This is a genomic window from Streptomyces zinciresistens K42 (assembly GCF_000225525.1).
Classification (GTDB): domain Bacteria; phylum Actinomycetota; class Actinomycetes; order Streptomycetales; family Streptomycetaceae; genus Streptomyces; species Streptomyces zinciresistens.
This window is the reverse complement of sequence record NZ_AGBF01000005.1, coordinates 110103-133240: the sequence shown is the minus strand read 5'-3', so window position 1 is coordinate 133240 and position 23138 is coordinate 110103. Positions and strand designations below refer to the sequence as shown.

Annotated in this window: 21 protein-coding genes, 1 tRNA gene and 1 pseudogene; 14 read left to right on the top strand and 9 right to left on the bottom strand. The window is 71.2% G+C overall.

Going from position 1 to position 23138, the window contains the following annotated elements; all coding sequences use genetic code 11:
- Window positions 1–1375, bottom strand: a pseudogene (locus tag SZN_RS03740) (SCO7613 C-terminal domain-containing membrane protein); the annotation flags it as partial.
- Window positions 1376–1479: 104 nt separating this feature from the next.
- Here SZN_RS03740 and SZN_RS03735 point away from each other — a divergent pair.
- Window positions 1480–1938 carry an SRPBCC family protein gene (locus SZN_RS03735; protein ID WP_007491545.1) on the top strand — a complete coding sequence of 153 codons (459 nt, stop codon included), beginning with the start codon at window positions 1480–1482 and terminating at the stop codon, window positions 1936–1938.
- A 39-nt stretch (window positions 1939–1977) separates the two neighbouring features.
- Window positions 1978–2052 (top strand) — tRNA-Val (locus tag SZN_RS03730).
- A gap of 222 nt (window positions 2053–2274) precedes the next feature.
- On the opposite strand, the gene SZN_RS03725 is transcribed toward SZN_RS03730, so the two are convergent.
- Together SZN_RS03725 and SZN_RS03720 are read right to left on the bottom strand one after the other, a co-directional pair.
- Window positions 2275–2676, bottom strand: coding sequence for a hypothetical protein (locus SZN_RS03725; RefSeq protein WP_007491544.1), 402 nt, complete (start codon window positions 2674–2676; stop codon window positions 2275–2277).
- 69 nt (window positions 2677–2745) lie between these two features.
- Window positions 2746–3177, bottom strand: coding sequence for an ATP-binding protein (locus SZN_RS03720; RefSeq protein ID WP_007491543.1), 432 nt, complete (start codon window positions 3175–3177; stop codon window positions 2746–2748).
- Between the two features lie 191 nt (window positions 3178–3368).
- Between SZN_RS03720 and SZN_RS03715 the strand changes: the two genes are divergently transcribed.
- Window positions 3369–4970 (top strand): helix-turn-helix domain-containing protein, encoded by a 1602-nt coding sequence (locus SZN_RS03715; RefSeq protein WP_244313279.1) that lies wholly within the window; start codon window positions 3369–3371, stop codon window positions 4968–4970.
- On the opposite strand, the gene SZN_RS03710 is transcribed toward SZN_RS03715, so the two are convergent.
- The 3 genes from SZN_RS03710 to SZN_RS03705 all read right to left on the bottom strand — a co-directional run bounded on the left by SZN_RS03710 (window position 4960) and on the right by SZN_RS03705 (window position 7103).
- On the bottom strand, window positions 4960–5778 hold the full coding sequence (locus SZN_RS03710; RefSeq protein WP_007491541.1) for an alpha/beta hydrolase: 819 nt from the start codon (window positions 5776–5778) through the stop codon (window positions 4960–4962). The genes SZN_RS03715 and SZN_RS03710 overlap by 11 nt on opposite strands.
- A 175-nt stretch (window positions 5779–5953) precedes the next feature.
- Window positions 5954–6226 carry a hypothetical protein gene (locus SZN_RS40820; RefSeq protein ID WP_139063519.1) on the bottom strand — a complete coding sequence of 91 codons (273 nt, stop codon included), beginning with the start codon at window positions 6224–6226 and terminating at the stop codon, window positions 5954–5956.
- Between the two features lie 148 nt (window positions 6227–6374).
- Complete coding sequence (locus SZN_RS03705; RefSeq protein ID WP_007491539.1) at window positions 6375–7103, bottom strand: 3'-5' exonuclease; 729 nt, start codon at window positions 7101–7103, stop codon at window positions 6375–6377.
- A gap of 168 nt (window positions 7104–7271) precedes the next feature.
- Here SZN_RS03705 and SZN_RS03700 point away from each other — a divergent pair, with 168 nt between their 5' ends.
- The 3 genes from SZN_RS03700 (at window position 7272) to thrS (ending at window position 11194) form a co-directional block, all read left to right on the top strand.
- A complete protein-coding gene (locus tag SZN_RS03700) occupies window positions 7272–7838 on the top strand; it encodes a DUF4365 domain-containing protein (RefSeq protein ID WP_007491537.1) in 567 nt (188 codons plus the stop codon).
- Window positions 7835–9061: a hypothetical protein gene (locus SZN_RS03695; RefSeq protein WP_007491535.1), complete on the top strand. Its 1227-nt coding sequence runs from the start codon at window positions 7835–7837 to the stop codon at window positions 9059–9061. Before SZN_RS03700 ends, SZN_RS03695 begins: the two co-directional genes overlap by 4 nt.
- Window positions 9062–9217: 156 nt before the next feature.
- The gene (gene thrS / locus SZN_RS03690; RefSeq protein WP_007491533.1) at window positions 9218–11194 is read left to right on the top strand and encodes a threonine--tRNA ligase; all 1977 of its coding nucleotides are present in this window, start codon (window positions 9218–9220) and stop codon (window positions 11192–11194) included.
- 41 nt (window positions 11195–11235) lie between these two features.
- Here the strand turns inward: thrS and SZN_RS03685 are convergent, their stop codons facing one another.
- Window positions 11236–11895 carry a potassium channel family protein gene (locus SZN_RS03685; protein ID WP_007491531.1) on the bottom strand — a complete coding sequence of 220 codons (660 nt, stop codon included), beginning with the start codon at window positions 11893–11895 and terminating at the stop codon, window positions 11236–11238.
- A 78-nt stretch (window positions 11896–11973) separates the two neighbouring features.
- Between SZN_RS03685 and SZN_RS03680 the strand changes: the two genes are divergently transcribed.
- On the top strand, window positions 11974–12522 hold the full coding sequence (locus SZN_RS03680) for an HIT family protein (RefSeq protein ID WP_043727895.1): 549 nt from the start codon (window positions 11974–11976) through the stop codon (window positions 12520–12522).
- Window positions 12523–12681: 159 nt separating this feature from the next.
- On the opposite strand, the gene SZN_RS03675 is transcribed toward SZN_RS03680, so the two are convergent.
- Both SZN_RS03675 and SZN_RS03670 read right to left on the bottom strand, forming a co-directional pair.
- On the bottom strand, window positions 12682–14343 hold the full coding sequence (locus tag SZN_RS03675) for a hypothetical protein (RefSeq protein WP_007491526.1): 1662 nt from the start codon (window positions 14341–14343) through the stop codon (window positions 12682–12684).
- A 268-nt stretch (window positions 14344–14611) separates the two neighbouring features.
- Window positions 14612–16810 carry an elongation factor G-like protein EF-G2 gene (locus tag SZN_RS03670; protein WP_007491524.1) on the bottom strand — a complete coding sequence of 733 codons (2199 nt, stop codon included), beginning with the start codon at window positions 16808–16810 and terminating at the stop codon, window positions 14612–14614.
- Between the two features lie 310 nt (window positions 16811–17120).
- On the opposite strand from SZN_RS03670, the gene pgsA reads away from it, so the two are divergent.
- The 7 genes from pgsA to SZN_RS03635 all read left to right on the top strand — a co-directional run bounded on the left by pgsA (window position 17121) and on the right by SZN_RS03635 (window position 23048).
- Complete coding sequence (pgsA, locus tag SZN_RS03665; protein WP_007491522.1) at window positions 17121–17831, top strand: phosphatidylinositol phosphate synthase; 711 nt, start codon at window positions 17121–17123, stop codon at window positions 17829–17831.
- On the top strand, window positions 17828–18754 hold the full coding sequence (locus SZN_RS03660; protein WP_007491520.1) for a phosphatidylinositol mannoside acyltransferase: 927 nt from the start codon (window positions 17828–17830) through the stop codon (window positions 18752–18754). Before pgsA ends, SZN_RS03660 begins: the two co-directional genes overlap by 4 nt.
- The gene (locus tag SZN_RS03655; RefSeq protein ID WP_007491517.1) at window positions 18751–19923 is read left to right on the top strand and encodes a glycosyltransferase family 4 protein; all 1173 of its coding nucleotides are present in this window, start codon (window positions 18751–18753) and stop codon (window positions 19921–19923) included. Before SZN_RS03660 ends, SZN_RS03655 begins: the two co-directional genes overlap by 4 nt.
- Before the next feature lie 101 nt (window positions 19924–20024).
- Window positions 20025–20567, top strand: a complete 543-nt coding sequence (locus tag SZN_RS03650) for a LemA family protein (protein ID WP_007491514.1) — start codon at window positions 20025–20027, stop codon at window positions 20565–20567.
- 127 nt (window positions 20568–20694) lie between these two features.
- A complete protein-coding gene (gene pdxS, locus SZN_RS03645) occupies window positions 20695–21600 on the top strand; it encodes a pyridoxal 5'-phosphate synthase lyase subunit PdxS (RefSeq protein ID WP_007491512.1) in 906 nt (301 codons plus the stop codon).
- A 12-nt stretch (window positions 21601–21612) separates the two neighbouring features.
- Window positions 21613–22218 carry a pyridoxal 5'-phosphate synthase glutaminase subunit PdxT gene (pdxT, locus tag SZN_RS03640; protein ID WP_007491510.1) on the top strand — a complete coding sequence of 202 codons (606 nt, stop codon included), beginning with the start codon at window positions 21613–21615 and terminating at the stop codon, window positions 22216–22218.
- A gap of 77 nt (window positions 22219–22295) precedes the next feature.
- The gene (locus tag SZN_RS03635; protein WP_007491508.1) at window positions 22296–23048 is read left to right on the top strand and encodes a YebC/PmpR family DNA-binding transcriptional regulator; all 753 of its coding nucleotides are present in this window, start codon (window positions 22296–22298) and stop codon (window positions 23046–23048) included.
- Window positions 23049–23138 lie beyond the last annotated feature (90 nt).

Genomic DNA, 23138 nt, shown 5'->3' with positions numbered 1-23138 from the left:
GGACCGCGAGCGCCACCAGTCCCGCGGTGTACGGGACGTCGAGGACCGGCGGCAGGACCAGCGCCGTCGCCCAGACCAGCACCAGCGCCCCGCTCAGGGCCGCGGGCCGCCGGGCCGCGTCCCGTACCGCGAGGAACAGGACGGCGGCGACCGCTCCCAGCACCACGGGCACCGTCTGCGCGTGGGCGGGCCAGACGGCGTCCGCCGACAGTGCCTCGCGCAGGCCGGCCGGGGCCCCGGACCACACCCGCTCCACGCCGGCGACCGGCCCCAGCAGCGCGAGCCCGACCAGCGGCAGTGTCCACAGCAGGGCCGTCCCCTGGACGACCGCGGACGCCAGCGCCAGCCCCCGCCGCACCCGCTCCGGCAGCCGCCGTACGCGTACGGCCGCCAACAGGGCGATCCCGCACGCCAGATACCCGGGAACCGTCCAGGCGCCCGGCAGCGCGGAACGCGCCGTGCCGCCCAGCGCGGCGACCGTCAGCAGGCCGGCCACGACCGCGAGGCCGGCCTGCCTCCCGGCCCGCTCCCGCCGGGCCGCGGCCAGCGCGACCGCCGCGGCGAACAGGAGGAGCACCGCCGCACGGGCGGCGGTGCCCGGTCCGGTGGCCGTCCACGACAACCAGCCCGCGGCAGCCACGCCCCAGGTGCCGAGGACTCCCGCGCCGCACACGGCGGTGATCCGGACGGACCTGGCGGGCGCCCGCAGCGCCACCCCCGCGTCCAGGCCCGCCGTCACCAGCACGGCGGCCGTCAGCCAGAAGACGTCCAGGCCGGCCGCCACCGCCCCGAGCATCAGCGGCAGTTGGGCGGCGACCAGCGCCGCCGGCAGGGGCAGACGCAGCGCCGAGGCGTACGGCAGCAGACCGTAAGCCGCCCACAGCACCGCGAGGAGCGCCGAGGCGACAGCCGTGTAGCCGGCGGCGTCCACGCCCGGCAGCGCGGCCTCGCGCAGCGCGTAGGCGTCGAGCACGGTCAGCGCGAGGCCGAGGCCCGCCACCGACTCCGCCGTCGAGCGCAGACCGCGCTTCAGCAGCGCGACCGGGACGGCGAGCACCGCCAGTGTGACCCCGCCGAGCACCAGGGCCCGCCCGGCGATCCCCAGGTGACCCCAGCTGACCAGCGTGAACGCCATCGCGGCGATGGTCAGCAGGACACCGCCCAGCACCAGCAGGACGTTCTGGACCCGGGGCGGCGAGGCATCGGGGCGCGGCGGCGCCGGCGGCACCGGGCCCGCGGCGGTCCGCGCCGCCCGCTGCAGGGCCGTGATCAGCCAGGCGCGACGGTGGAGCAACTGTGCCCGCCGGGAGTCCAGTTGGCGCAGCTCTTGATCGATGAGCCGCAACTCCTCGGCCGGTGGCGGAAAGTGCGTCATGCCCTGGAGTGTGGTCCGGGTCACGGCGACCGGCATGAGTGCGGGTACTCAGAGGGCGTACTCAGATCCGGCGCGAACCCGCCGGTCCCGGGCAGACTCGGTGCATGGACCGCCGCCGCTACCGCTTTTGCAGCCAGTGGGAACTGCCCGCGCCGCCCTCCGCCGTCTACGACGTGCTGGAGCGGGCCCAGGACTATCCCCGCTGGTGGCCCCAGGTGCGCGCGGTGCGCCGCGGCGACGGCGCCAGCGGCGTGATCACCGTCCGCTCCCTCCTTCCCTACGCCCTGACCTTCACCGCCCGCGAGGTGCGGCGCGACCGGGAGGCCGGTGTGCTGGAGATCGCCATGAGCGGGGACCTCGACGGCTGGGCGCGCTGGACGATCACCCCGCACGGCCACGGCAGCCTCGCCCGCTACGACCAGGTCGTCGACGTGAACAAGCCGCTGCTGCGCAGGTTCGCCGTCGTGGGAAGGCCGTTCTTCCGCGCCAACCACCGGCTGATGATGCGGGCCGGCCGCCGCGGCCTCCTGACCCGCCTGTCCGGCGGACGCCCCGCGGTTTGAACCGAGCGCGCGGAGACCTGTATGGTTCAGTGCGTTCCCGGGCGATTAGCTCAGTGGGAGAGCGCTTCGTTCACACCGAAGAGGTCACTGGTTCGAACCCAGTATCGCCCACCATAAGAAGATTGTTGGAACCCGGTACCTTCCAAGGGCCGCCCGCCAGGGCGGCCTTTGTTAGTTGCAGGCCAGCGCCCGTCCCCGGCTGGGGAGGGGCGCTTTGCCGTTTGGGGGCCGGTAGGACGGCCCGGAGGCTGGGCGGGGCCTCTGGCGGCCCCGTGGGGGTGTGGTGTTGGTTCTGAGCCTCGTGCAGGATGGCGAACGGCTCCTTGAGCGTGTGTCTCACCCGAACGTCGCCGTTCGGTCTTCTTCGATGTACAGCGCCTCGAAGAGAGCTTGGTTCAGCCGGCGGCGCTGCTGCTCATTGCAGCGCCGGTACAGCGCCAGCGGATCTTGCAGCAGCTGCAAGCACGCCTCGATGATCTCGGCCGCCGTGCTGAGGTCCTCATCGACGTCGTGGAGCCGGGTCGTCAGACGATCCCGCTGTTTGGTGATCTTTTGCAACTTGGCCTTGATCTTGGCCTGGGGCAGGCTGCCGTCGGCGGCCAGCTCGATGAGGTTGTTCTCCTTGGTGTCGAGCGCACGAAGCTGTTTCGTGAGCTGGGCTTGGAGGAGCTTGGTTGTGGTCTGCTGTTCATCGACCAGGGCGGCCAGTTCAGAGCGCATGGTCGCGGAAGCAGGCATGAGGGAACTCCGTTAGGTAGGCGGGTTTTTGAGCAATGCGACCCTTAGCCCGAAACGGTCGCCATGGGCTTACTGCTGGTGGTGCCAAACCAGCGCGAGCGAGGACCAAACGACTTTGCCGCCGGTCGGTGGGAGGTAGTAGCCCCACTCCTTCGAGACGCTTTCCACGATGAGCAGCCCTCGGCCGCTCTCCGCGCTTGGCGCTGCTGCCCCCTGCATCACCGGCGGTCGGACGTCGGGATCGGCTACCTTGACGATCAGGTGCGTACCGCGGTGCCGCAGGATCAACGTCAACCGAGCAGGCCCGGTGGCCGGCGTGCCCTTGATGACGTGCTGCACGGCGTTCGTGACCAGCTCGGAGACGACGAGGGCGGCCGTCTCAATGTGGTCGGGGTGTACGCGCCAGATGCTCAGAACGTCGCGGGCGTGTCGTCTGGCCCAGCGCACCGCATCCTTCTGAGCGGCAAGCTCCAATCGGCTGACGAAGTGTTCCGGGGTCATACGGCACTCCCTTGCGGTTCGCTATCGGGGGTGAAGCACCGCGTCGAGCTTGGGGGCCAAGGGCCACCGGACGTCATGGCGCTACCGCATAAGGGGGTATGTATGGCCCGCATAGACAGGGCCACCCCGGCGGCCTAGGGTCCGTAGGCTTGGCCCCGGCATACCGGCAAAGCCCCTACGGAGTACGGCACATGGCACAGCGGCACGTACGACACTGCGCTTGCGGCACCCGTCTGGCTCGGGATAACCAGGGCGAGCGTTGTGCGACGTGCCAGCGCAAAATTGCTGCCGCTGCGGTCGCCGATCCGCCCCAGGTTCCGCTTGAATTTTGGCAACACGAACGGATGCGCGAAGCGCTCGCCAGTTGGCACATGGGTCACGTGTTCTACGCCTACCGCACGCACCCATGGCATGACCGTGTGGTGTCGCAAGAGGCGATGGCCGGATGGCTCGACCTGAACCAGGCGCAGTTAAGCCGGATCGAGAGCGGAAAGCCGCCGCACGACCTCGGCAAGCTCATGAGGTGGGCGCATAGCCTCAAGATTCCTGCGGACCTACTGTGGTTCAAGCTGCCCGAGTGCAGGGATGAAGCCTCTATCGAGGTGACCTCTGCACCGGTCCAGGCCGCAGCAATGATGCTGGAGGCGTCGCAGGCCGGTGGCCTGCTGCCGGTCGTGGTCAACGGCCGCACTGTGCTCGTTCCCGTCGACGCAGAGACGATCTTGCCGAGCGGATTGGGCAGCTTGATTGGTTCATCGGCGGACGTGTCCGCCCAAGCCGCAGAGCGAGACCCAATGAGCCCTTTCAACCGTCGAGACTTCCTCAAGAACGGTGTTGCGGCCGTAGCACTGCCCGGCCTCGGTTTGGACGAGCTGCAACACGTTGCCGCCGCGCTTGACGACGCGCACCGCTACCTTGACGGCCCGGTTGTCGACTACTTCCGCCGCGTCCTCGGCAAGGCCAAGCGCGACGATGGCGCGCTTGGCCCCAAGAAGACGTTGCCGGTGATGCTCGGCTTGCTTGGCGCGGTCGAGGCTCAAGCACGCGACGTGAAGCTGAGCGTGCGCCGTGAACTCCTCGCCCTGGGGGCGGACGGTGCCGAGTTCGCCGGGTGGCTGTACCGGGATATCCAGCAGCCACAGGCAGCGGTGTTCTGGTACGACCGCGCGATGGAATGGGCGCAGGAGGCAGACAGCGCCCCCATGCAGGGGTACGTGCTGCTCAAGAAGTCCCAGATGGCGTACGACGAACGCGATGCGCTGCGGATGCTAACGCTCGCCCAGGCCGCCGGACACGATCGCTGGCACCTGCCGGCGCGGGTACGAGCAGAGGTGACACAGCAAGAAGCGCTCGGACGGGCCATGCTCGGTGATCCGCTTGATGTGGTGCGTGGCCAGCTGGCCGACGCCGAGGCGCTGCTGACCAACGCGCCCGAGGACCACCCCGACGCCCTCGGGACGTACTTCAACGGGCACACCCGACTGCTGCGGGACGCCATTACCTACACCGAGGCTGGTAAGCCGAGTCTCGCGGTTGAGCTGTTCAGCGACGTGATGAGCACGGGGATGCTGTCCCACCGTGACACGGGGTTCTTCAATGCACGGCGAGCGGCTGCACTGGCGCTGAGTGGCGAGCCGGACGAAGCCGCGAAGGTCGGCAAGGCTTCGGTGGCCGTGGCGCACGAGGTGAAGTCGGAACGTACCGTGCGCGTCCTCGGCGAAGTCCTGCTGACCCTCGATCGGTGGCGTAGCCGGCCCGCCGTCCGAGAATTCCGCGAGTCTCTTACTGCGTAGCGGTGAGCCAGTCCGTCACCGTGCGGATGACGAACGCCTGATACTCCTGGCTCTTGGGGTCGAGGTACTGCGGATCGTAGTGGACGGCAAAGCCGTGTTGCGACCCCTCCACGGGCACGAGTTCAACCGGTGCCGTAAACCGGGCTACCGCGTCACGAGACGACTCGAACGGCACCAGCGTGTCCGCCGTGCCATGCAAGATGAGGGTCGGTGCCTGTACCTCCCTAAGCGCTTCGTGTGGCTTGAGCCAGAAAACCTCGTTGAGCATCGGGCGGCCGTGGCGCAGTGCGGGCGTGAACTGGAGCGCACCGCGCTCGGTCAGTTCGGCCGCGGCCTCCTCGCTGATGACGTCGTCAGTCCAGTAGTCCCGGCTGTCGATGGTCCGTCGCTTGTAGTTGAGTTGCGGGTTGAACAGCACCAGCCGCGAGACTTCTTCGGGGCGCTTGGCGGCGTAGTACGCACAGACGCCACCGCCGAAGCTGGCACCAAGCAACGTGATGTCGTCGGCACCAGTGGCCCTACGAAGGTGCGCGAGCATGACGCGAATGTCGTTGAGGATCGCCGACAGGGTGAGTTCTTCCTGTCGTCCCTCACTCTCGCCGTGTGCGCGCAAGTCGAAGCGCAGTGAGGCAATGCCCGCATCAGCAAGGCCGGTTGCCAGACGTCCGAAGAAGCCGCCCTCTTCGCGGGTGACGCCTCCGCCGTGCACCAACAGCACGGCTTGTGTGGTGGGTTCCTGGGGGCGAACGAGAGTGCCGGCTAGGTGGAGGCCGTCGAGGGTGCGTAACGTCACGCTGTCAGTCACCATGCTGGCAAGCGTAGTGATCCGTGATGGCGGCCGACAGGCGGCGACCGCGTAGCAAGACAACTCCGGGCGGCACCCCTCTGACGAGGGTGTTTAGTGAAAACGTGCTGTAAAAGCGCACCGAAGGGGTGCCGTCCGATGCTGAATACGCAATGGATGGCACTATTCGTCAGCTCGCTCAGCCATCGGCCACAGGGTGCATTTCGTAGTTTTCGATAAAGACGATTTTGTGAACGCCGCCCGGAATATTGTCGAAGGTCTCATGGACTACCACGCCGTCATCGCTCGGTGGCGATATACGGAACGTGAAGCGCTGGGCCACTTCCTCGCTTGGGTATTCGCCAAGCATCAGGCGTCCAATGCTGTTGGCCGGAACCGTAGCGGTCAGTTCAGGGTTAGTAGTTGGTGTTTGTTGGTAGAAAGTCAGCCGCGCGACAATAATAACGCTCATCGCGGAGCGTGTTCAGTGCGCGATTGCTGCCACCCGAAATCCCTCAAAAGCAGGGGGCCCGCAGCCGGTACTGCGTGTTCCAGTCAGGCCCCTTGTCGCCCACCGGGACAAAGCCGGTCCGCCTGACGCGGGCCGGCTTTTCCGTCGTTCAGGCCGCCGCCGCGGGCAGCTCCGGGCGCAGCGGCCAGGCCGGGTCCACCGACTCGTCGCTGCCGCTGCGGGCGAACCACGCCTGGAGTCCGCGTGCCTGCGCCGCGTGCCACCCCGCCTGCAACGTGTGCAGCTCGGAGGGGGACAGGCGCTCCAGCCGGGCGGCGAAGCGGCGGCCCACCGCCCGGACGACCTCCAGCGAGGCCAGCGCGTCGGCCGCCGCCTCATGGGCGCCGTCCAACTCCACCTCGTAGTGCGCGCACAGGTCCGTCAGGGTGCGGCGGCCCTTGCGGTAGCGGTCCAACTGCTTGTCCAGGACCCGCGGATCCAGCACCAGCAGCGGCTTCGCCTCGAACCAGCGGTCCAGGGACGAGGCGCGATGGCGGCGCAACTCGCGGTCCAGCAGCGTCAGATCGAACGGCGCGTTCATCACCACGAGCGGCCGGCCCGCCGTGGCGTGAGCCGCCAGTTCCTCGGCTATCTCCCGCATCACGGGCGCCGGCCAGCGACCGTTGTGCTGGAGGTGTTCCTCCGTCAGTCCGTGCACCGCCGTCGCCGCCCGCGGCACCGGCACGCCCGGGTTCACCAGCCACCGGGTCACCCGCGGCCGCGCGCCCGGGGCGTCCTGGACGACGACGGCCGCCGAGACGATCCGGTCGCTCTCGACGTCCACGCCCGTCGTCTCCGTGTCGAATGCCGCGAGAGGGCCCTCATACCAGCACGCCATACCTACCCAACCCCTCGTTCACCCATGGCAGCTGACGTACCGTCTTCTGCCTGTTTGGTGATACCCGGGCTGTTTGCGGCGTACGCCCAAAGGACACAACAGGAGTGCGGGTCTTTGCAGTTCAGCGGCCCGCCACGGGGATTCACTCTGCCTGGAAGGCTGTTGGCCATGGTCATCGCGCAGCCCGAGCGGGGCGGGCTGCTGCCCGAGCGGACGGGCGCCCCCCGCGGCTCGCTCGCCGCCACCGCCTGCATGGAGACGCTCCAGGTGGGCCACCTCCACGCGGTCGCGGCGGCGGCCGGATGCTCACTGTCCCAGCCGTTCCCGGACAACGGCATCGACTGGCACGTCAGCCACAGCGCCCCCGGTCACACGGTGGACGACGAGGTCACCATCAAGGTGCAGCTCAAGGCGACGTACCAGCTGGCGCCGAACCCGCCGGGCCGCTTCTTCTCCTTCACGCTCGACAACGCCCATCTGACGAAGCTGGCCCGCACTCCGGTCTCGGTGCACAAGATCCTGGTCGTGATGATCGTCCCGCGCGCGCGGGAGCAGTGGCTGCGGGCCGGGCACGACCGGCTCGAACTGCGCCACTGCTGCTACTGGGTCAACCTGGCCGGTCATCCGGTCACCGGCCGGCGCCGCACCACCGTGCGGGTGCCGACCGCCCGCATCTTCGACGACCGTGCCCTGTGCGAGATCATGACGCGGGTCGGGACCGGAGGCAGGCCATGAACCACCGCCCCTTGGAGGAACCCGCCCGTCCGGTACGGCCGCACCCGGCCGACCGCCCCTGGGACCGCGCCCCCGAGCCCGCCCAGGTCGACCCGGCCGTGCTCGCCGCGCTGCTGAGGAGGCACGGCTGGCAGCGGCGCGGGGGAGCGGCCGGACGCTACGGCCGCTGGACCCCGCCCGGCCCCGGCGGCGGGACCAGCCTCCTGGTCCCGGAGTCCCGCGCTTTCCCCGACAGCGACGACCTGCTCGGCGAGGCTCTGACCGCGCTGGCCCGCAGCGGCGCCCCCTGCGCGCGGGAGGTGCTCCTCGGCCTCACCCTGCCCAGCGACGAGATCCGCTGGTGGCGCGACGTGCCCGCCGGGCCCGCGGGCGCCGCCCCCTGGCCCGTCGAGGAGGAACTGCGCGGCGCCGCCCGCCGGATGCTCCTGGCCGCCGCGCTCGCCACCCGCGCGCGCGCCGGATTCCACGGAGCCCGGCACCGCCGCTCCGCCGCCGCCCTGCTCGACCGCGTCCTGGTGGGCTCCGCGCCCGGCGGCCGGGCCCTCACCGCCTTCGTGCCCGTCGAGGCGGGACGTCCGCTGGCCGTACGGCTGCACCAGGCGCTGTACGCGGCCCGCGAGGCGATCGACTACCGGCGCGCCACCGGCGGCATGGACGCCTTCGACGGCGCAGTCGGGGCGGGCGTCAGCCGCGAGCTGACCGAGGCGCTGATCGCCCTGGTGCGCGGTACGCAGGGTGCGCGCGTCGCCGTCGCGTGGGCACCGGCGGCCGCGGCGCCCGAGGGCTGCGCCGCCGCGGCCGAGCCCGTCGAGTTCTCCCCGGGCGACCTGCCGGTGCTGCGGGAGGCGTCCGCCCGCTATCTGAGCGGCGAGCCCTCCGTCCCGGTCCGCCTCACCGGCACCGTGGTGCGGATGCACCGCTCCGGCCCGCGCGGCGAGGGCACCGTCCGGCTGCGCGTCCTCGCGGGCGCCGAGGTCCCGCACGTCCGGCTCGCCCTCGACGAGGAGGCGTACCGCGTCGCCGGGCACGCGCACCTGCTCGGGCTGCCGGTCCGGGTGCACGGCCGGCTGGAGAGCCGGGGCGGCTTCCGCCGGCTCACCGGCGCCTTCGACGTCGTACCGGTCCCGGTCGACGAGGCCGAGCGGGACCGGCTGACGAAGTCCCTCCGGGAGGATCCGGACTTCTTCGAAGAGGCGTGCGGCGGGCAGGACTCGGGGGCCTGAGCGGGCCGCGGCACCGGGCCCGTGCGCCCCCGGCCTGCGGGGCGCCGTCCGGGGCCGCGGTAATCGTTTCGCGGTCGGGCGGCCCGGGTCGGTACGATCGCGTCATGCGCGCGCTCCTGGTATGGCGCCGCACCCCCCTTCAGTCAGGAGAGACCGGTGTCAGACGTCCGTGTGATCATCCAACGCGATTCCGAGCGGGAAGAGCGCGTGGTGACGACGGGGACTACGGCCGCCGACCTCTTCGCCGGCCAGCGCGCGATCATCGCCGCGCGCGTGGGCGGCGAACTCAAGGACCTGTCGTACGTCCTCGCCGACGGCGAGGAGGTCGAGGGCGTCGAGATCTCCTCCGAGGACGGTCTGGGCATTCTGCGCCACTCCACCGCCCACGTGATGGCACAGGCGGTGCAGGAGCTCTTCCCCGACGCCAGGCTCGGCATCGGCCCGCCGGTCAAGGACGGCTTCTACTACGACTTCGACGTCGAGAAGCCGTTCACGCCCGAGGACCTCAAGGCCGTCGAGAAGAAGATGCAGGAGATCCAGAAGCGGGGCCAGAGGTTCGCCCGCCGCGTCGTCACCGACGAGGACGCCCGCGCGGAGCTGGCGGACGAGCCGTACAAGCTGGAGCTGATCGGCCTCAAGGGCGCCGCCTCCCACGACGACGGCGCGGACGTCGAGGTCGGCGCCGGCGAGCTGACGATCTACGACAACCTGGACGCCAAGACCGGCGAGCTGTGCTGGAAGGACCTCTGCCGCGGTCCCCACCTGCCGTCGACCCGCGCGATCCCGGCCTTCAAGCTCATGCGCAACGCCGCCGCCTACTGGCGCGGCAGCGAGAAGAACCCGATGCTCCAGCGCATCTACGGCACCGCCTGGCCGTCCAAGGACGAATTGAAGCAGTACCTGGACTTCCTCGCCGAGGCCGAGAAGCGCGACCACCGCAAGCTGGGCAGCGAACTCGACCTCTTCTCCGTCCCCGAGCAGATCGGCTCCGGCCTCGCCGTCTTCCACCCCAAGGGCGGCGTGGTGCGCCGCGTGATGGAGGACTACTCGCGCCGCCGCCACGAGGAGGAGGGCTACGAGTTCGTCTACACCCCGCACGCGACGAAGGGGAAGCTCTTCGAGACCTCGGGCCACCTGGACTGGTACGCCGACGGCATGTACCCGCCCATGCAGCTCGACGAGGGCGTGGACTACTACCTCAAGCCCATGAACTGCCCGATGCACAACCTGATCTTCGACGCGCGAGGCCGCTCCTACCGCGAACTGCCGCTGCGCCTCTTCGAGTTCGGCACCGTGTACCGGTACGAGAAGTCGGGCGTCGTGCACGGCCTGACCCGCGCGCGGGGCTTCACCCAGGACGACGCGCACATCTACTGCACCCGCGAGCAGATGTCGGAGGAGCTCGACAAGACGCTCACCTTCGTGCTCGGCCTGCTGCGCGACTACGGCCTGACCGACTTCTACCTGGAGCTGTCCACCAAGGACCCGGAGAAGTTCGTCGGCTCCGACGAGGCGTGGGAGGAGGCCACCGAGACCCTGCGCGAGGTCGCCGAGAAGCAGGGCCTGCCCCTGGTCCCGGACCCGGGCGGCGCCGCCTTCTACGGTCCGAAGATCTCCGTGCAGACCAAGGACGCCATCGGCCGCACCTGGCAGATGTCGACGATCCAGCTCGACTTCAACCTGCCGGAGCGCTTCGACCTGGAGTACACCTCCGCGGACGGCTCCAAGCAGCGCCCGGTCATGATCCACCGTGCGCTGTTCGGCTCCATCGAGCGGTTCTTCGCCGTTCTCCTGGAGCACTACGCGGGCGCGTTCCCGGCGTGGCTGGCCCCGGTCCAGGCGATCGGCATCCCGATCGGCGACGGGCACGTGGACCACCTGGAGAAGTTCGCCGCGGCCGCCAGGCGCAAGGGCCTGCGCGTCGAGGTCGACTCGTCCTCGGACCGTATGCAGAAGAAGATCCGCAACGCCCAGAAGCAGAAGGTGCCGTTCATGGTCATCGCGGGCGACGAGGACATGGCCAACGACGCCGTGTCCTTCCGCTACCGCGACGGATCGCAGGAGAACGGCATCCCGGTGGACGACGCCATCGCGAAGATCGCGCAGGTCGTCGAGGAGCGCACGCAGGTCTGATCCGGCGGAGCGGGCCCCCGACGACTCGGGTACTGAGGTACTCAGGTCTTCGGGGGCCCGCTGTCGCTCTCGCGCGAGAAGACCTGGAGCAGCCAGGACGAGAACGACCCCGTCACCGCTCCCAGCAGGGCCAGCCCGCCGACCATCATGCCGACCGCGATCGTCCGGCCGCCGCCGGTGACGGGGGTGATGTCGCCGTAGCCGACGGTGCTCAGGGTCGCGGAGGCCCACCAGACCGCGTCGCCGAACGTCAGCATCGTGGCGCCCGGCGCACCGTGCTCCTGCTGGAAGACGGCGAGTGAACCGGCGAAGCCCAGCAGCACGGTCGACAGGCCCGCGTAGGCGATCACCCGTGCGTGCAGCGAGAGCCGGGGCTCGCCCTGCCGTCGCTGGATCACGTCGTAGAGCGGCACGATCCGCAGGGGCCGCAGCAGCGGCAGGACCACCACGACGGAGTGCAGGAAGTGGGTCCTGGCGAAGCGGAGGAACCGCTCGCCGCTGAGCCGCCGGCGCACCATGTAGTCCGCCGCGAACAGCGCCCAGAGCACCGCCATCGAGTACGCGCACACGTCCTTCCAGACGGCGGGCATGTCCTCCGCCAGGACGCGGGCGGCGTACGCCCCGAGGAAGACCAGCGAGGCGAGGAAGAGGGGGATCTCGGTGCGCTGTTCCCAGCGGGCGTAAAGGCTGTCGTCGTCCACGCGCCCAGCTTGGCCAGGGGGCGTCCCCGCCCCGCCCCGGCGACACGCCGCGAACGGGCGAAGCAATATGCTGCACGCATGACGAGTGAGCCGGAGCAGCAGTGGGGAGTGGGCATCCAGGACGCCTTCCAGCGCCTGTGGACCCCCCATCGGATGGCCTACATCCAGGGTGAGAACAAGCCGAGCGGTCCCGGCGCCGACGACGGCTGCCCCTTCTGCTCCATCCCGGCCAAGTCCGACGAGGACGGGCTGATCGTCCGGCGCGGCGAGCAGGTCTACGCGGTGCTCAACCTCTACCCGTACAACGGCGGCCATCTGATGGTCGTGCCCTACCGCCATGTCGCCGACTACACCGATCTCACCGTGCCGGAGTCCGCGGAGCTCGCCGCGCTGACCAAGCAGGCCATGACCGCCCTGCGCACCGCCTCCGGCGCCCACGGCTTCAACATCGGCATGAACCAGGGCACGGTCGCCGGGGCCGGTATCGCGGCCCATCTGCACCAGCACGTCGTGCCGCGCTGGGGCGGCGACACCAACTTCATGCCGGTCGTGGGACACACACGCGTGCTGCCCCAACTGCTCGCGGACACCAGGAAGATGCTCGCCGAGGTGTGGCCGGCGGCCTGAGACCGCCGCCCCCGGGGGCCGCGGCGCTCACCACGGTGGGCGAGCCGTGAGGAGAGAGCGCCCCCGCGGGCCCGCGGAGAGGGCGGCCGGACGGCGCGGGCACGGCAGGGGTCCCGGACGTCCCGCCCGGACCCCCTGCCGTGCGCACCGCGGGGCGGCCTACGCGTCGTAGGTGTCGGCCTTGCGCGGTGCCGGGTCCTGCACGGCCCCGCTGAGGGCCGACGAGCGGGCGCCGAACTTCTCGGTGTCCACGCCGTTCTCCTTGAGGACCTTGAACGCCGCCGCGTGCACCACCCGCAGCACCGGGGTGGCGGCGCGCAGCGCGTCGTCGGCCATGAAGCGATGCCGCCACGGCTGGTCCGCCCACGCGTGCCGCAGCCCGAACGGCTCGGGCAGGCCCATGGTGCCGCCCAGCCAGTTCAGCAGCGGGGGATACCAGGTGATCGGGGCGCGCACCGCCAGGCGGACCACCTCGTCGGTGTCGACCAGCGGGAGCTTCACCTTGCGGGTCTCCCACGGCTTGAACGACTTGGTGACCTCCTTGCTCGGCGCCTCGGGCTTCTCGTGGAACAGCCCGTTGACCGGACCGAGCGCATGGCCGGTCACCTCGATGCGCAGCGTCTCGTGGAGCACCGTGACGGTGATCAGCATCGTGATGATCAACTGGCCGTCCCACAGCGTCCACTGGACGCCCAGGTAGTGCCGGTCCCCGCTGCCGAACTGCTGCTTGTTGCAGATGTCCTGGATCGCGTGCGGCTTGACCTGGTACGCCTCGACGTCCGTGCCCTCCGGACGGGACACGGCCTTCGCGCCCTCGGCGACCGGCGTGACGACCCAGTGCCGTATGGACGCCTTGGGGAAGCCGCCGGTGTTCAGCGTGCCGCGCTCCAGCATCCGGAGCTGGTCGTGGATCGACCGGATCACGTCCCAGCTGCGGAAGGGGTGGATCTCCCGGGAGGGGTCAGCGGCCACCAGGTCCTCGGCCAGCTGCCAGCTGCCCCAGCGCGTGCCCATGCCGAGTATGCCCTTGGGCCCGGCGTAGAACACGGAGTTGGACTGCTGCTCGGCGCTCAGCTTGGCGAGCGCCTGGCGCAGTTGCTCGGCCTGGGTCTCGCTCGGGCTGGTCGGCACCGCCTCGGGCACCTTCGCGCCGACACTGCCGCCGGCCAGCAGGCTGTCCCAGCGCTCGCGCAGGTCGCGCGCGGTGCGCTCGCAGACCTGCTTCGCCCAGAACCAGCCGGCGACCGGCATGAGGACCGACGCGCGCGCGTACCAGGCCCAGAAGCCGGTGAAGGGCATCTTGAGCAGGAACAGCACGGCCAGCGCGCCCGCCGCGGCGAGCAGCACCGAACCGAGGGCGCCGCCCCGCTTCTCGTCCCGCCTGACGATGGTGGTACGCAGGGTGAAGACCAGCAGCCACAGCAGCAGTCCCGGCAGGAACAGCACACCGCACACCACCATGATCCCGCTGAGCATCCGGTCGCGGGCCTTGCGGATGTTGTTCGCCGCGAGGCAGTGCTCCACCACCACCTGCGGCTCGGCGCCGAACGACTGGATCAGCGGCTTGCGGCCACCGCCGAGCATCCGGTCGACCACGGCCCGCGAGAACGCCTCACCCAGGTTGGGCCGGAAGATCTTCGCCCAGGCGCGGCCGGGCTTGACGTCGGTCTGGTGCCACTCGTTGTCGGCCTTCTTGATGTCTCCGTACGGATTGTCCCGGTAGGCCGCCGAAGCCAGCGCGTACGTCGCCGTCTGCCCCTCGCCGGCCATGCGCGGCACCTGCGGACCGAAGATGTCCGCGTAACCGCCGTCAACGGTCATTCCCGCCCCCGATCGCCGCACTGTCGCTCCTGCGGCCTTCCCGACTTCCGTGCTGCGCACACCTGTTGATCAGTTCTCGATCGGTGATCAGCGTAACTCCAGCCACTGACAACCGTAGGCGGACGGCCGAAGCCGCCCGCCGGTGCCGAGGCGAGCGCTCCGTCGGGCGACCGGGTGGCGCCGGCGACCGGGTGGCGCGCGCCCGCCGGCAGCCACCGCGCGCCCCCTGCGAGGCGCCACACCTCCGCCGGCCGCCCTCCCGCGCCGGCTACGAGGCGGCGCGCGCCCCTTCGCGGACCCGCTCCGCGATCTGCGCCGGCATCGGCTCGTGCCGGACGTAGGAACGGTTGAAGCGCGCGGTGCCGTGCGACAGCGAGCGCAGGTCCACGGAGTAGCGCCCGATCTCGATCTCGGGCACCTCGGCCCTGACGACGGTGCGGCCCCCGCTGGTCTGCTCGGTGCCCAGCACCCGGCCGCGCCGCCCGGACAGGTCGCTCATCACGGCACCGACGTAGTCGTCGCCGACCAGGACGGCCACCTCGGCCACCGGCTCCAGCAGATGGATCCGGTTGTCCGCCGCGGCCTCGCGCAGCGCCAGGGCCCCGGCCGTCTGGAACGCCGCGTCCGAGGAGTCCACCGAGTGCGCCTTGCCGTCCAGCAGCGTGACGCGGATGTCGACGAGCGGATGGCCGGCCGCGACCCCACGGGCGGCCTGCGCGCGGACGCCCTTCTCCACGGACGGGATGAACTGCCGCGGCACCGCGCCGCCGACGACCTTGTCCACGAACTCGATGCCCGAACCGCCCGGCAGCGGCTCCACCTCGATCTCGCAGACGGCGTACTGGCCGTGGCCGCCCGACTGCTTCACATGCCGCCCGCGGCCCGTCGACCTGTCCGCGAACGTCTCCCGCAGCGGGACCTTGTGCGGCACGACGTCGACCTGTACCCCGTACCGGCTGCGCAGCCGCTCCAGGGCCACGTCGGCGTGCGCCTCGCCAAGGGCCCAGAGCACCACCTGGTGGGTGGCCTGGTTCTGCTCCAGGCGCATCGTCGGATCCTCGGCCACCAGCCGGGACAGCCCCTGCGACAGCTTGTCCTCGTCCGCCTTGCTGTGCGCCTGGATGGCCAGCGGAAGCAGCGGGTCCGGCATCTGCCAGGGCTCCATCAGCAGCGGGTCGTCCTTGGCGGAGAGCGTGTCGCCGGTCTCCGCCCGGCTCAGCTTCGCCACGCACGCGAGGTCACCGGCGATGCAGTGGCTCAGCCCCCGCTGCTGCTTGCCGAAGGGCGCCGACAGGGCGCCGACGCGCTCGTCCACGTCGTGGTCCTCGTGCCCGCGGTCCTCCAGGCCGTGCCCGGAGACATGGACCGTCGCGTCGGGGCGCAGCGTGCCGGAGAACACCCGCACCAGCGAGATCCGGCCGACGTACGGGTCGGAGGCGGTCTTCACGACCTCGGCGACCAGCGGCCCGTCCGGGTCGCACGCCCGGAGCTCGCGCGGCTCGCCGCCGATGGTGGTGACCGCCGGCGCCCGCCGTTCCAGCGGGGTCGGGAAGCCGCGGGTGACCAGTTCCAGCACCTCGACCGTGCCGAGGCCCTGCCGTGCGCCCTCCGCGGCCGGGGCCGCGGCCAGGACCGGGAAGAACGTGCCGCGTGCCACGGCCCGTTCCAGGTCCTCGGTCAGGGTCTTGACGTCGATCCGCTCACCGCCGAGATAGCGGTCCATGAGGGTCTCGTCCTCGCTCTCGGCGATGATGCCCTCGATCAGCCGGTTGCGGGCCTCCTCGATCCGCGGCAGCCGGTCCTCGTCCGGCTCGGACTCCTCGCGCGCCCCGGACGAGTAGTCGAACAGCTTCTGCGACAGCAGCCCGATCAGACCGGTCACGGGCGCGTGCCCGTCCGGGGCCTGCGGGCCGTGCAGCGGCAGATACAGCGGAAGCACGGCGTCCGGGTCGTCCCCGCCGAAGGCGTCCGCGCAGATCCGCGTCATCTCCTCGTAGTCGGCCCGCGCGGCCTCCAGGTGCGTGACGACGATCGCGCGGGGCATCCCGACCGCCGCGCACTCCTCCCACACCATGCGGGTCGAGCCGTCCACGCCGTCCGAGGCCGAGACGACGAAAAGGGCCGCGTCCGCCGCTCGCAGACCGGCCCTGAGTTCCCCGACGAAGTCGGCGTATCCGGGGGTGTCCAGAAGATTGATCTTGATGCCGTCCCAGGTGACCGGCACCAGGGAGAGCTGCACCGAGCGCTGCTGCCGGTGCTCCATCTCGTCGTAGTCGGAGACCGTGCCGCCGTCCTCGACGCGGCCCGCCCGGTTCACCGCCCCCGCCGTGAGCGCGAGGGCCTCCACCAAGGTGGTCTTGCCCGATCCGGAGTGGCCGACCAGCACCACATTCCGTACGGACGCGGGGTGGTCGGCCGCCGTAGCCCTGCCGGCGGCCCCGGGGTGTGCGTTCGCCTTGTCGCCCATGATCCTGCCTCCCGTGCACGGTGAGGTCACTGTGGGCGCGGGCCCACGGATCGTCCCCCGGGCCCGGCCCGGGAGGTACCCCCAGCGATGGCGGCTCCGGTGACGCCCGCGGTCCTTCGAGCTTTCCACTCGTGTCACGGTGCGTCCATACGGGCGACGCGATCCCGCCGCCCGGCGGGCCCGGGCGGCCGCTCCCGCCGCGGCCCGGCACGAGCGCCCGGCCGTCGCCCGCACGCGCGCGTGACTACGATGGGCCAGCCGGTCGGCCAGCAGGGGCCGCCCGGCGCCACACCGACCCCTCGGGAAGGCCATGCTGAACAAGTACGCGCGTGCTTTCTTCACGCGTGTCCTCACGCCGTTCGCCGCGTTTCTGATCAGGCGGGGCGTCAGCCCCGACACCGTCACCCTGATCGGCACCGCGGGCGTCGTCGTGGGCGCGCTGGTCTTCTACCCCATGGGCGAGTTCTTCTGGGGCACGGTCGTGATCACGCTGTTCGTGTTCTCCGACCTCGTCGACGGCAACATGGCCCGCCAGCTCGGCCGCTCCAGCCGCTGGGGCGCCTTCCTGGACTCCACCCTGGACCGCGTCGCCGACGGTGCGGTCTTCGGCGGCTTCGCCCTCTGGTACGCCGGCGGCGGCGACGACCTCGTGCTGTGCGCCGTCTCCATCTTCTGCCTGGCCAGCGGCCAGGTGGTGTCGTACACCAAGGCCCGCGGCGAGTCCATCGGCCTGCCCGTCGCGGTCAACGGCCTGATCGAGCGCGCCGAGCGCCTGGTGATCTCCCTGGTCGCGGCGGGCCTGGCGGGCCTGCACGCGTTCGGGGTGCCCGGCATCCAGTACCTGCTGCCGGTCGCCCTGTGGATCGTCGCCGTCGGCAGCCTCGTCACACTGGTCCAGCGCGTCGTCACGGTCCGCCGCGAGTCCGCCGAGGCGGAGGCCGAGGCCGCGGGGGAGGGCGCGACAGCCCCGGCGGACGAGCCGCGCAACGCCTCCTCCCACGGCAGCGAGGCCGCCACATGAGTGCCCGGGACCGCCTCACGGACGCCCTGTACGGACTGGGCTGGGCCACCGTCAAGAAGCTCCCCGAACCGGCCGCCGTACGGCTCGGCCGCACCATCGCCGACCTCGCCTGGAAGCGGCGCGGCAAGGGCGTGCTCCGGCTGGAGGGCAACTACGCGCGCGTGGTGCCCGACGCCGGCCCCGAGCGGCTCGCGGAGCTGTCGCGCGCGGGCATGCGCTCGTACCTGCGCTACTGGATGGAGTCCTTCCGGCTGCCCGCCTGGAGCGCCGAGCGCGTCCGGGGCGGCTTCGACCCCAAGGACGTCCACCACCTGACCGACGGCCTCGCCTCCGGCCGCGGCGTCGTCCTCGCCCTGCCGCACCTGGCCAACTGGGACCTCGCCGGCGCCTGGGTCACCACCGCACTGGAGACCCCGTTCACGACGGTCGCCGAACGGCTCAGGCCCGAGACGCTCTACGACCGCTTCGTCGCCTACCGCGAGGGCCTCGGCATGGAGGTCCTGCCGCACAGCGGCGGCACGGCCTTCGGCACCCTGGCCCGCAGACTGCGCGACGGCGGCCTGGTCTGCCTGGTCGCCGACCGGGACCTGTCCGCCTCGGGCGTGGAGGTCGACTTCTTCGGGTCCACCGCCCGCATGCCCGCGGGGCCCGCCCTGCTCGCCCAGCAGACCGGGGCGCTGCTGCTCCCGGTCACGCTCTGGTACGACGACTCGCCCGTGATGCGGGGCCGGGTGCATCCCCCGGTCGAGGTACCGGAGACAGGGGACCGGGCCGAGAAGACGTCTGTCATGACACAGGCGCTGGCCGACGCCTTCGCCACGGGGATCTCGGAACATCCGGAGGACTGGCACATGCTCCAGCGCTTGTGGCTCGACGACCTCGGCCCCCGGCCGTCCGGCGGCGCGGACGGAGAGCGGCCGTGAGGATCGGCATCGTCTGCCCGTACTCCTGGGACGTGCCGGGCGGCGTCCAGTTCCACATCCGCGACCTCGCCGAGTACTTCGTCCGGCTCGGCCACGAGGTGTCCGTACTGGCCCCCGCCGACGACGACACCCCGCTCCCGCCGTACGTCGTCTCCGCGGGCCGCGCGGTCCCCGTGCCCTACAACGGCTCGGTGGCCCGGCTGAACTTCGGCTTCCTCTCGGCGGCCCGGGTACGCCGCTGGCTGCACGACGGCGCCTTCGACGTCATCCACATCCACGAGCCCACCGCGCCGTCCCTGGGGCTGCTCGCCTGCTGGGCGGCGCAGGGCCCGATCGTGGCCACCTTCCACACCTCCAACCCGCGCTCGCGCGCCATGATCGCGGCCTACGCCATCCTCCAGGCGGCCCTGGAGAAGATCAGCGCCCGGATCGCGGTCAGCGAGTACGCCCGGCGCACCCTGGTGGAGCACCTCGGCGGCGACGCGGTGGTCATCCCCAACGGCGTCGATGTCGACTTCTTCGCCAGAGCCGAGCCCCGTCCCGAATGGCAGGGCGGGACCATCGGCTTCGTCGGCCGCATCGACGAGCCCCGCAAGGGCCTGCCGGTGCTGATGCGGGCCCTGCCGAAGATCCTCGCCGCCCGTCCCGGCGCCCGGCTCCTGGTGGCGGGCCGCGGCGACGAGGAGGAGGCGGTCGAGTCGCTGCCGGCCGAGCTGCGCTCCCGGGTCGAGTTCCTCGGCATGGTCAGCGACGAGGACAAGGCGCGCTTCCTGCGCAGCGTCGACCTGTACGTCGCTCCCAACACCGGCGGCGAGAGCTTCGGGATCATCCTGGTCGAGGCGATGTCCGCCGGCGCCCCCGTGCTCGCCTCCGACCTGGACGCCTTCGCCCAGGTGCTCGACCAGGGGGAGGCCGGCGAGCTGTTCGCCAACGAGGACGCCGACGCCCTCGCCGAGGCGGCGGTGCGCCTCCTGGGGGACCCGGACCGCCGCGAGGAACTGAGCCGGCGCGGCAGCGCCCATGTGCGCCGCTTCGACTGGTCGACGGTCGGCGCGGACATCCTGTCGGTCTACGAGACGGTGACGGCCGGCGCGGCGGCGGTCGCGGCGGACGAGGGACCGGGCTCCGGCGGGGGCCTGCGGGCCCGGCTGGGACTGGCCCGCGACTGAGCGGCCGGGCCGCGGGGGACGGACGCCGGCGCGGAGCGCGGGGCCGCTCCCGCGCGCCCCGCCCGCCCCGGTGACGACCCGGCGTCGCTAGTCTGCCGCCCGTGACCGCAACCCTGATCTGGATCCTCGTCGCGCTCGTCGCGATCGGCCTCTACCTGAGCTGGACCGCCGGCCGCCTCGACCGGCTGCACGCCAGGATCGACGCCGCACGCGCCGCGCTCGACGCCCAACTGCTGCGCCGCGCCTCGGTGGCCCAGGAACTGGCCACGTCCGGCGTGCTGGACCCGGCTGCCTCCATCGTCCTGTACGAGGCCGCCCACGCCGCCCGGCAGTCCGAGGAGGAGCAGCGCGAGGTCTCCGAGAGCGAGCTCACCCAGGCCCTGCGCGCGGTGTTCGCCGAGAGCCAGCAGGTGGAGGCGGTGCGCGAGGCGCCCGGGGGAGAGGCCGCCGCCCGCGAACTCACCGAGGCCGTCCGCCGGGTGCCGATGGCCAGGCGCTTCCACAACGACGCCGTCCGCGCGGCCAGGGCCCTGCGCCGCCACCGCAAGGTCCGCTGGTTCCGGCTGGCCGGCCACGCCCCCTCCCCGCTGGCCTTCGAGATGGACGACGAGCCGCCCGCCGGACTCGTGGAACGGGCCGCCTGACCAGCGTTTTCGCGCCACAAAGCGGGAAAATGAGCCACCGGCTCCCCATTGGCCCTTGCTGTGGACTGGTCCGCTGCCGTTGTCTCGGTGCTTGCAGCAACCCCCCGTTCACCCAGTGAGGTCACCCGTGTCCATCTCCGAAAACCAGGCTCCCGAGACCGGCACCGCGCGCGTGAAGCGCGGCATGGCCGAGCAGCTCAAGGGAGGCGTGATCATGGACGTCGTCACGCCGGAGCAGGCGAAGATCGCCGAGGACGCGGGCGCCGTCGCGGTCATGGCCCTGGAGCGGGTTCCCGCGGACATCCGCAAGGACGGCGGCGTGGCCCGCATGTCCGACCCGGACATGATCGAGGGCATCATCGAGGCCGTCTCCATCCCGGTCATGGCCAAGTCCCGCATCGGCCACTTCGTCGAGGCCCAGGTCCTGCAGTCCCTCGGCGTGGACTACATCGACGAGTCCGAGGTCCTCACCCCGGCCGACGAGGTCAACCACTCCGACAAGTGGGCCTTCACCACCCCCTTCGTCTGCGGCGCCACCAACCTGGGCGAGGCGCTGCGCCGGATCGCCGAGGGCGCGGCCATGATCCGCTCCAAGGGCGAGGCCGGCACCGGCAACGTCGTCGAGGCCGTCCGCCACCTGCGCCAGATCAAGAACGAGATCGCCAGGCTGCGCGGCTTCGACAACAACGAGCTGTACGCCGCCGCCAAGGAGCTGCGCGCCCCGTACGAGCTGGTCAGGGAGGTCTCCGAGCTCGGCAAGCTCCCCGTGGTGCTGTTCTCCGCCGGCGGTGTCGCCACCCCGGCCGACGCGGCCCTGATGCGCCAGCTCGGCGCCGAGGGCGTCTTCGTCGGCTCCGGCATCTTCAAGTCCGGCGACCCGGCCAAGCGCGCCGCGGCCATCGTCAAGGCGACCACGTTCTACGACGACCCCAAGATCGTCGCCGACGCGTCCCGCAACCTCGGCGAGGCCATGGTCGGCATCAACTGCGACACCCTCCCCGACGCCGAGCGCTACGCCAACCGCGGCTGGTAAGGCGCCCCGTCCATGAGCGACACCCCCGTCACCGGCGTCCTCGCCCTCCAGGGCGACGTACGGGAGCACCTCATCGCCCTGGCCGCGGCCGGCGCCGTGGCCAGGCCGGTGCGGCGCCCCGAGGAGCTCGCCGCGGTCGGCGGCCTGGTCATCCCGGGCGGCGAGTCCACCACCATCTCCAAGCTCGCCGTCCTCTTCGGCGTGATGGAGCCCCTGCGCGCGCGGGTGCGCGACGGCATGCCCGTCTACGGCACCTGCGCCGGCATGATCATGCTCGCCGACAAGATCCTCGACCCGCGCTCGGGCCAGGAGACCGTCGGCGGCATCGACATGATCGTCCGCCGCAACGCCTTCGGACGCCAGAACGAGTCCTTCGAGGCGGCGGTCGACGTGCGCGGCGTCCCGGGCGCTCCCGTGGAGGGCGTGTTCATCCGCGCCCCCTGGGTCGAGTCCGTGGGTGCGCGGGCGGAGGTGCTGGCCGAGCACGACGGCCACATCGTCGCGGTCCGCCAGGGCAACGCGCTCGCCACGTCGTTCCACCCGGAACTGACCGGCGACCACCGCGTGCACTCCCTGTTCGTCGACATGGTGCGCGCGAGCCGCCGAGCCGAGTCCTAGTAGGATCGCGGGAGTCCCCGGGCCCTGAGAACTCGGGGGAGTTCGTACAGGATGGGTTACGCGAAGGAGACAGGCAGATGTCCGGCCACTCTAAATGGGCCACGACGAAGCACAAGAAGGCCGTCATCGATGCCAAGCGCGGCAAGCTCTTCGCGAAGCTGATCAAGAACATCGAGGTCGCGGCGCGCATGGGCGGCGTCGACCTCGAAGGAAACCCGACGCTCTACGACGCCGTCCAGAAGGCCAAGAAGCAGTCGGTTCCCAACAAGAACATCGACTCCGCGATCAAGCGCGGCGGCGGTCTCGAAGCCGGCGGCGCCGACTACGAGACCATCATGTACGAGGGCTACGGCCCGAACGGCGTCGCGGTGCTCATCGAGTGCCTCACCGACAACCGCAACCGCGCCGCCTCCGACGTGCGCGTCGCCATGACCCGCAACGGCGGCAACATGGCCGACCCGGGCTCGGTGTCCTACATGTTCAGCCGCAAGGGCGTCGTGATCGTCCCCAAGGGCGAGCTGACCGAGGACGACGTCCTCACCGCCGTCCTGGACGCCGGCGCCGAGGAGGTCAACGACCTCGGCGAGTCCTACGAGGTCATCAGCGAGGCCACCGACCTGGTCGCGGTGCGCACCGCCCTCCAGGAGACCGGCATCGACTACGACTCCGCCGACTCCAGCTTCGTGCCGTCCGTCCAGGTCGAGCTGGACGAGGAGGGCGCCAGGAAGATCTTCAAGCTGATCGACGCCCTGGAGGACAGCGACGACGTGCAGAACGTCTTCGCCAACTTCGACGTCAGCGACGAGGTCATGGAGAAGGTCGACGCCTGACGCCGGCGCGGCGGGCGGGCTCAACGGGCCGACGGGGCATCCCGTCGGCCCGTCGCCTTGCCGGGAGTTGCTGCCCGGCGTTGTCGGTGG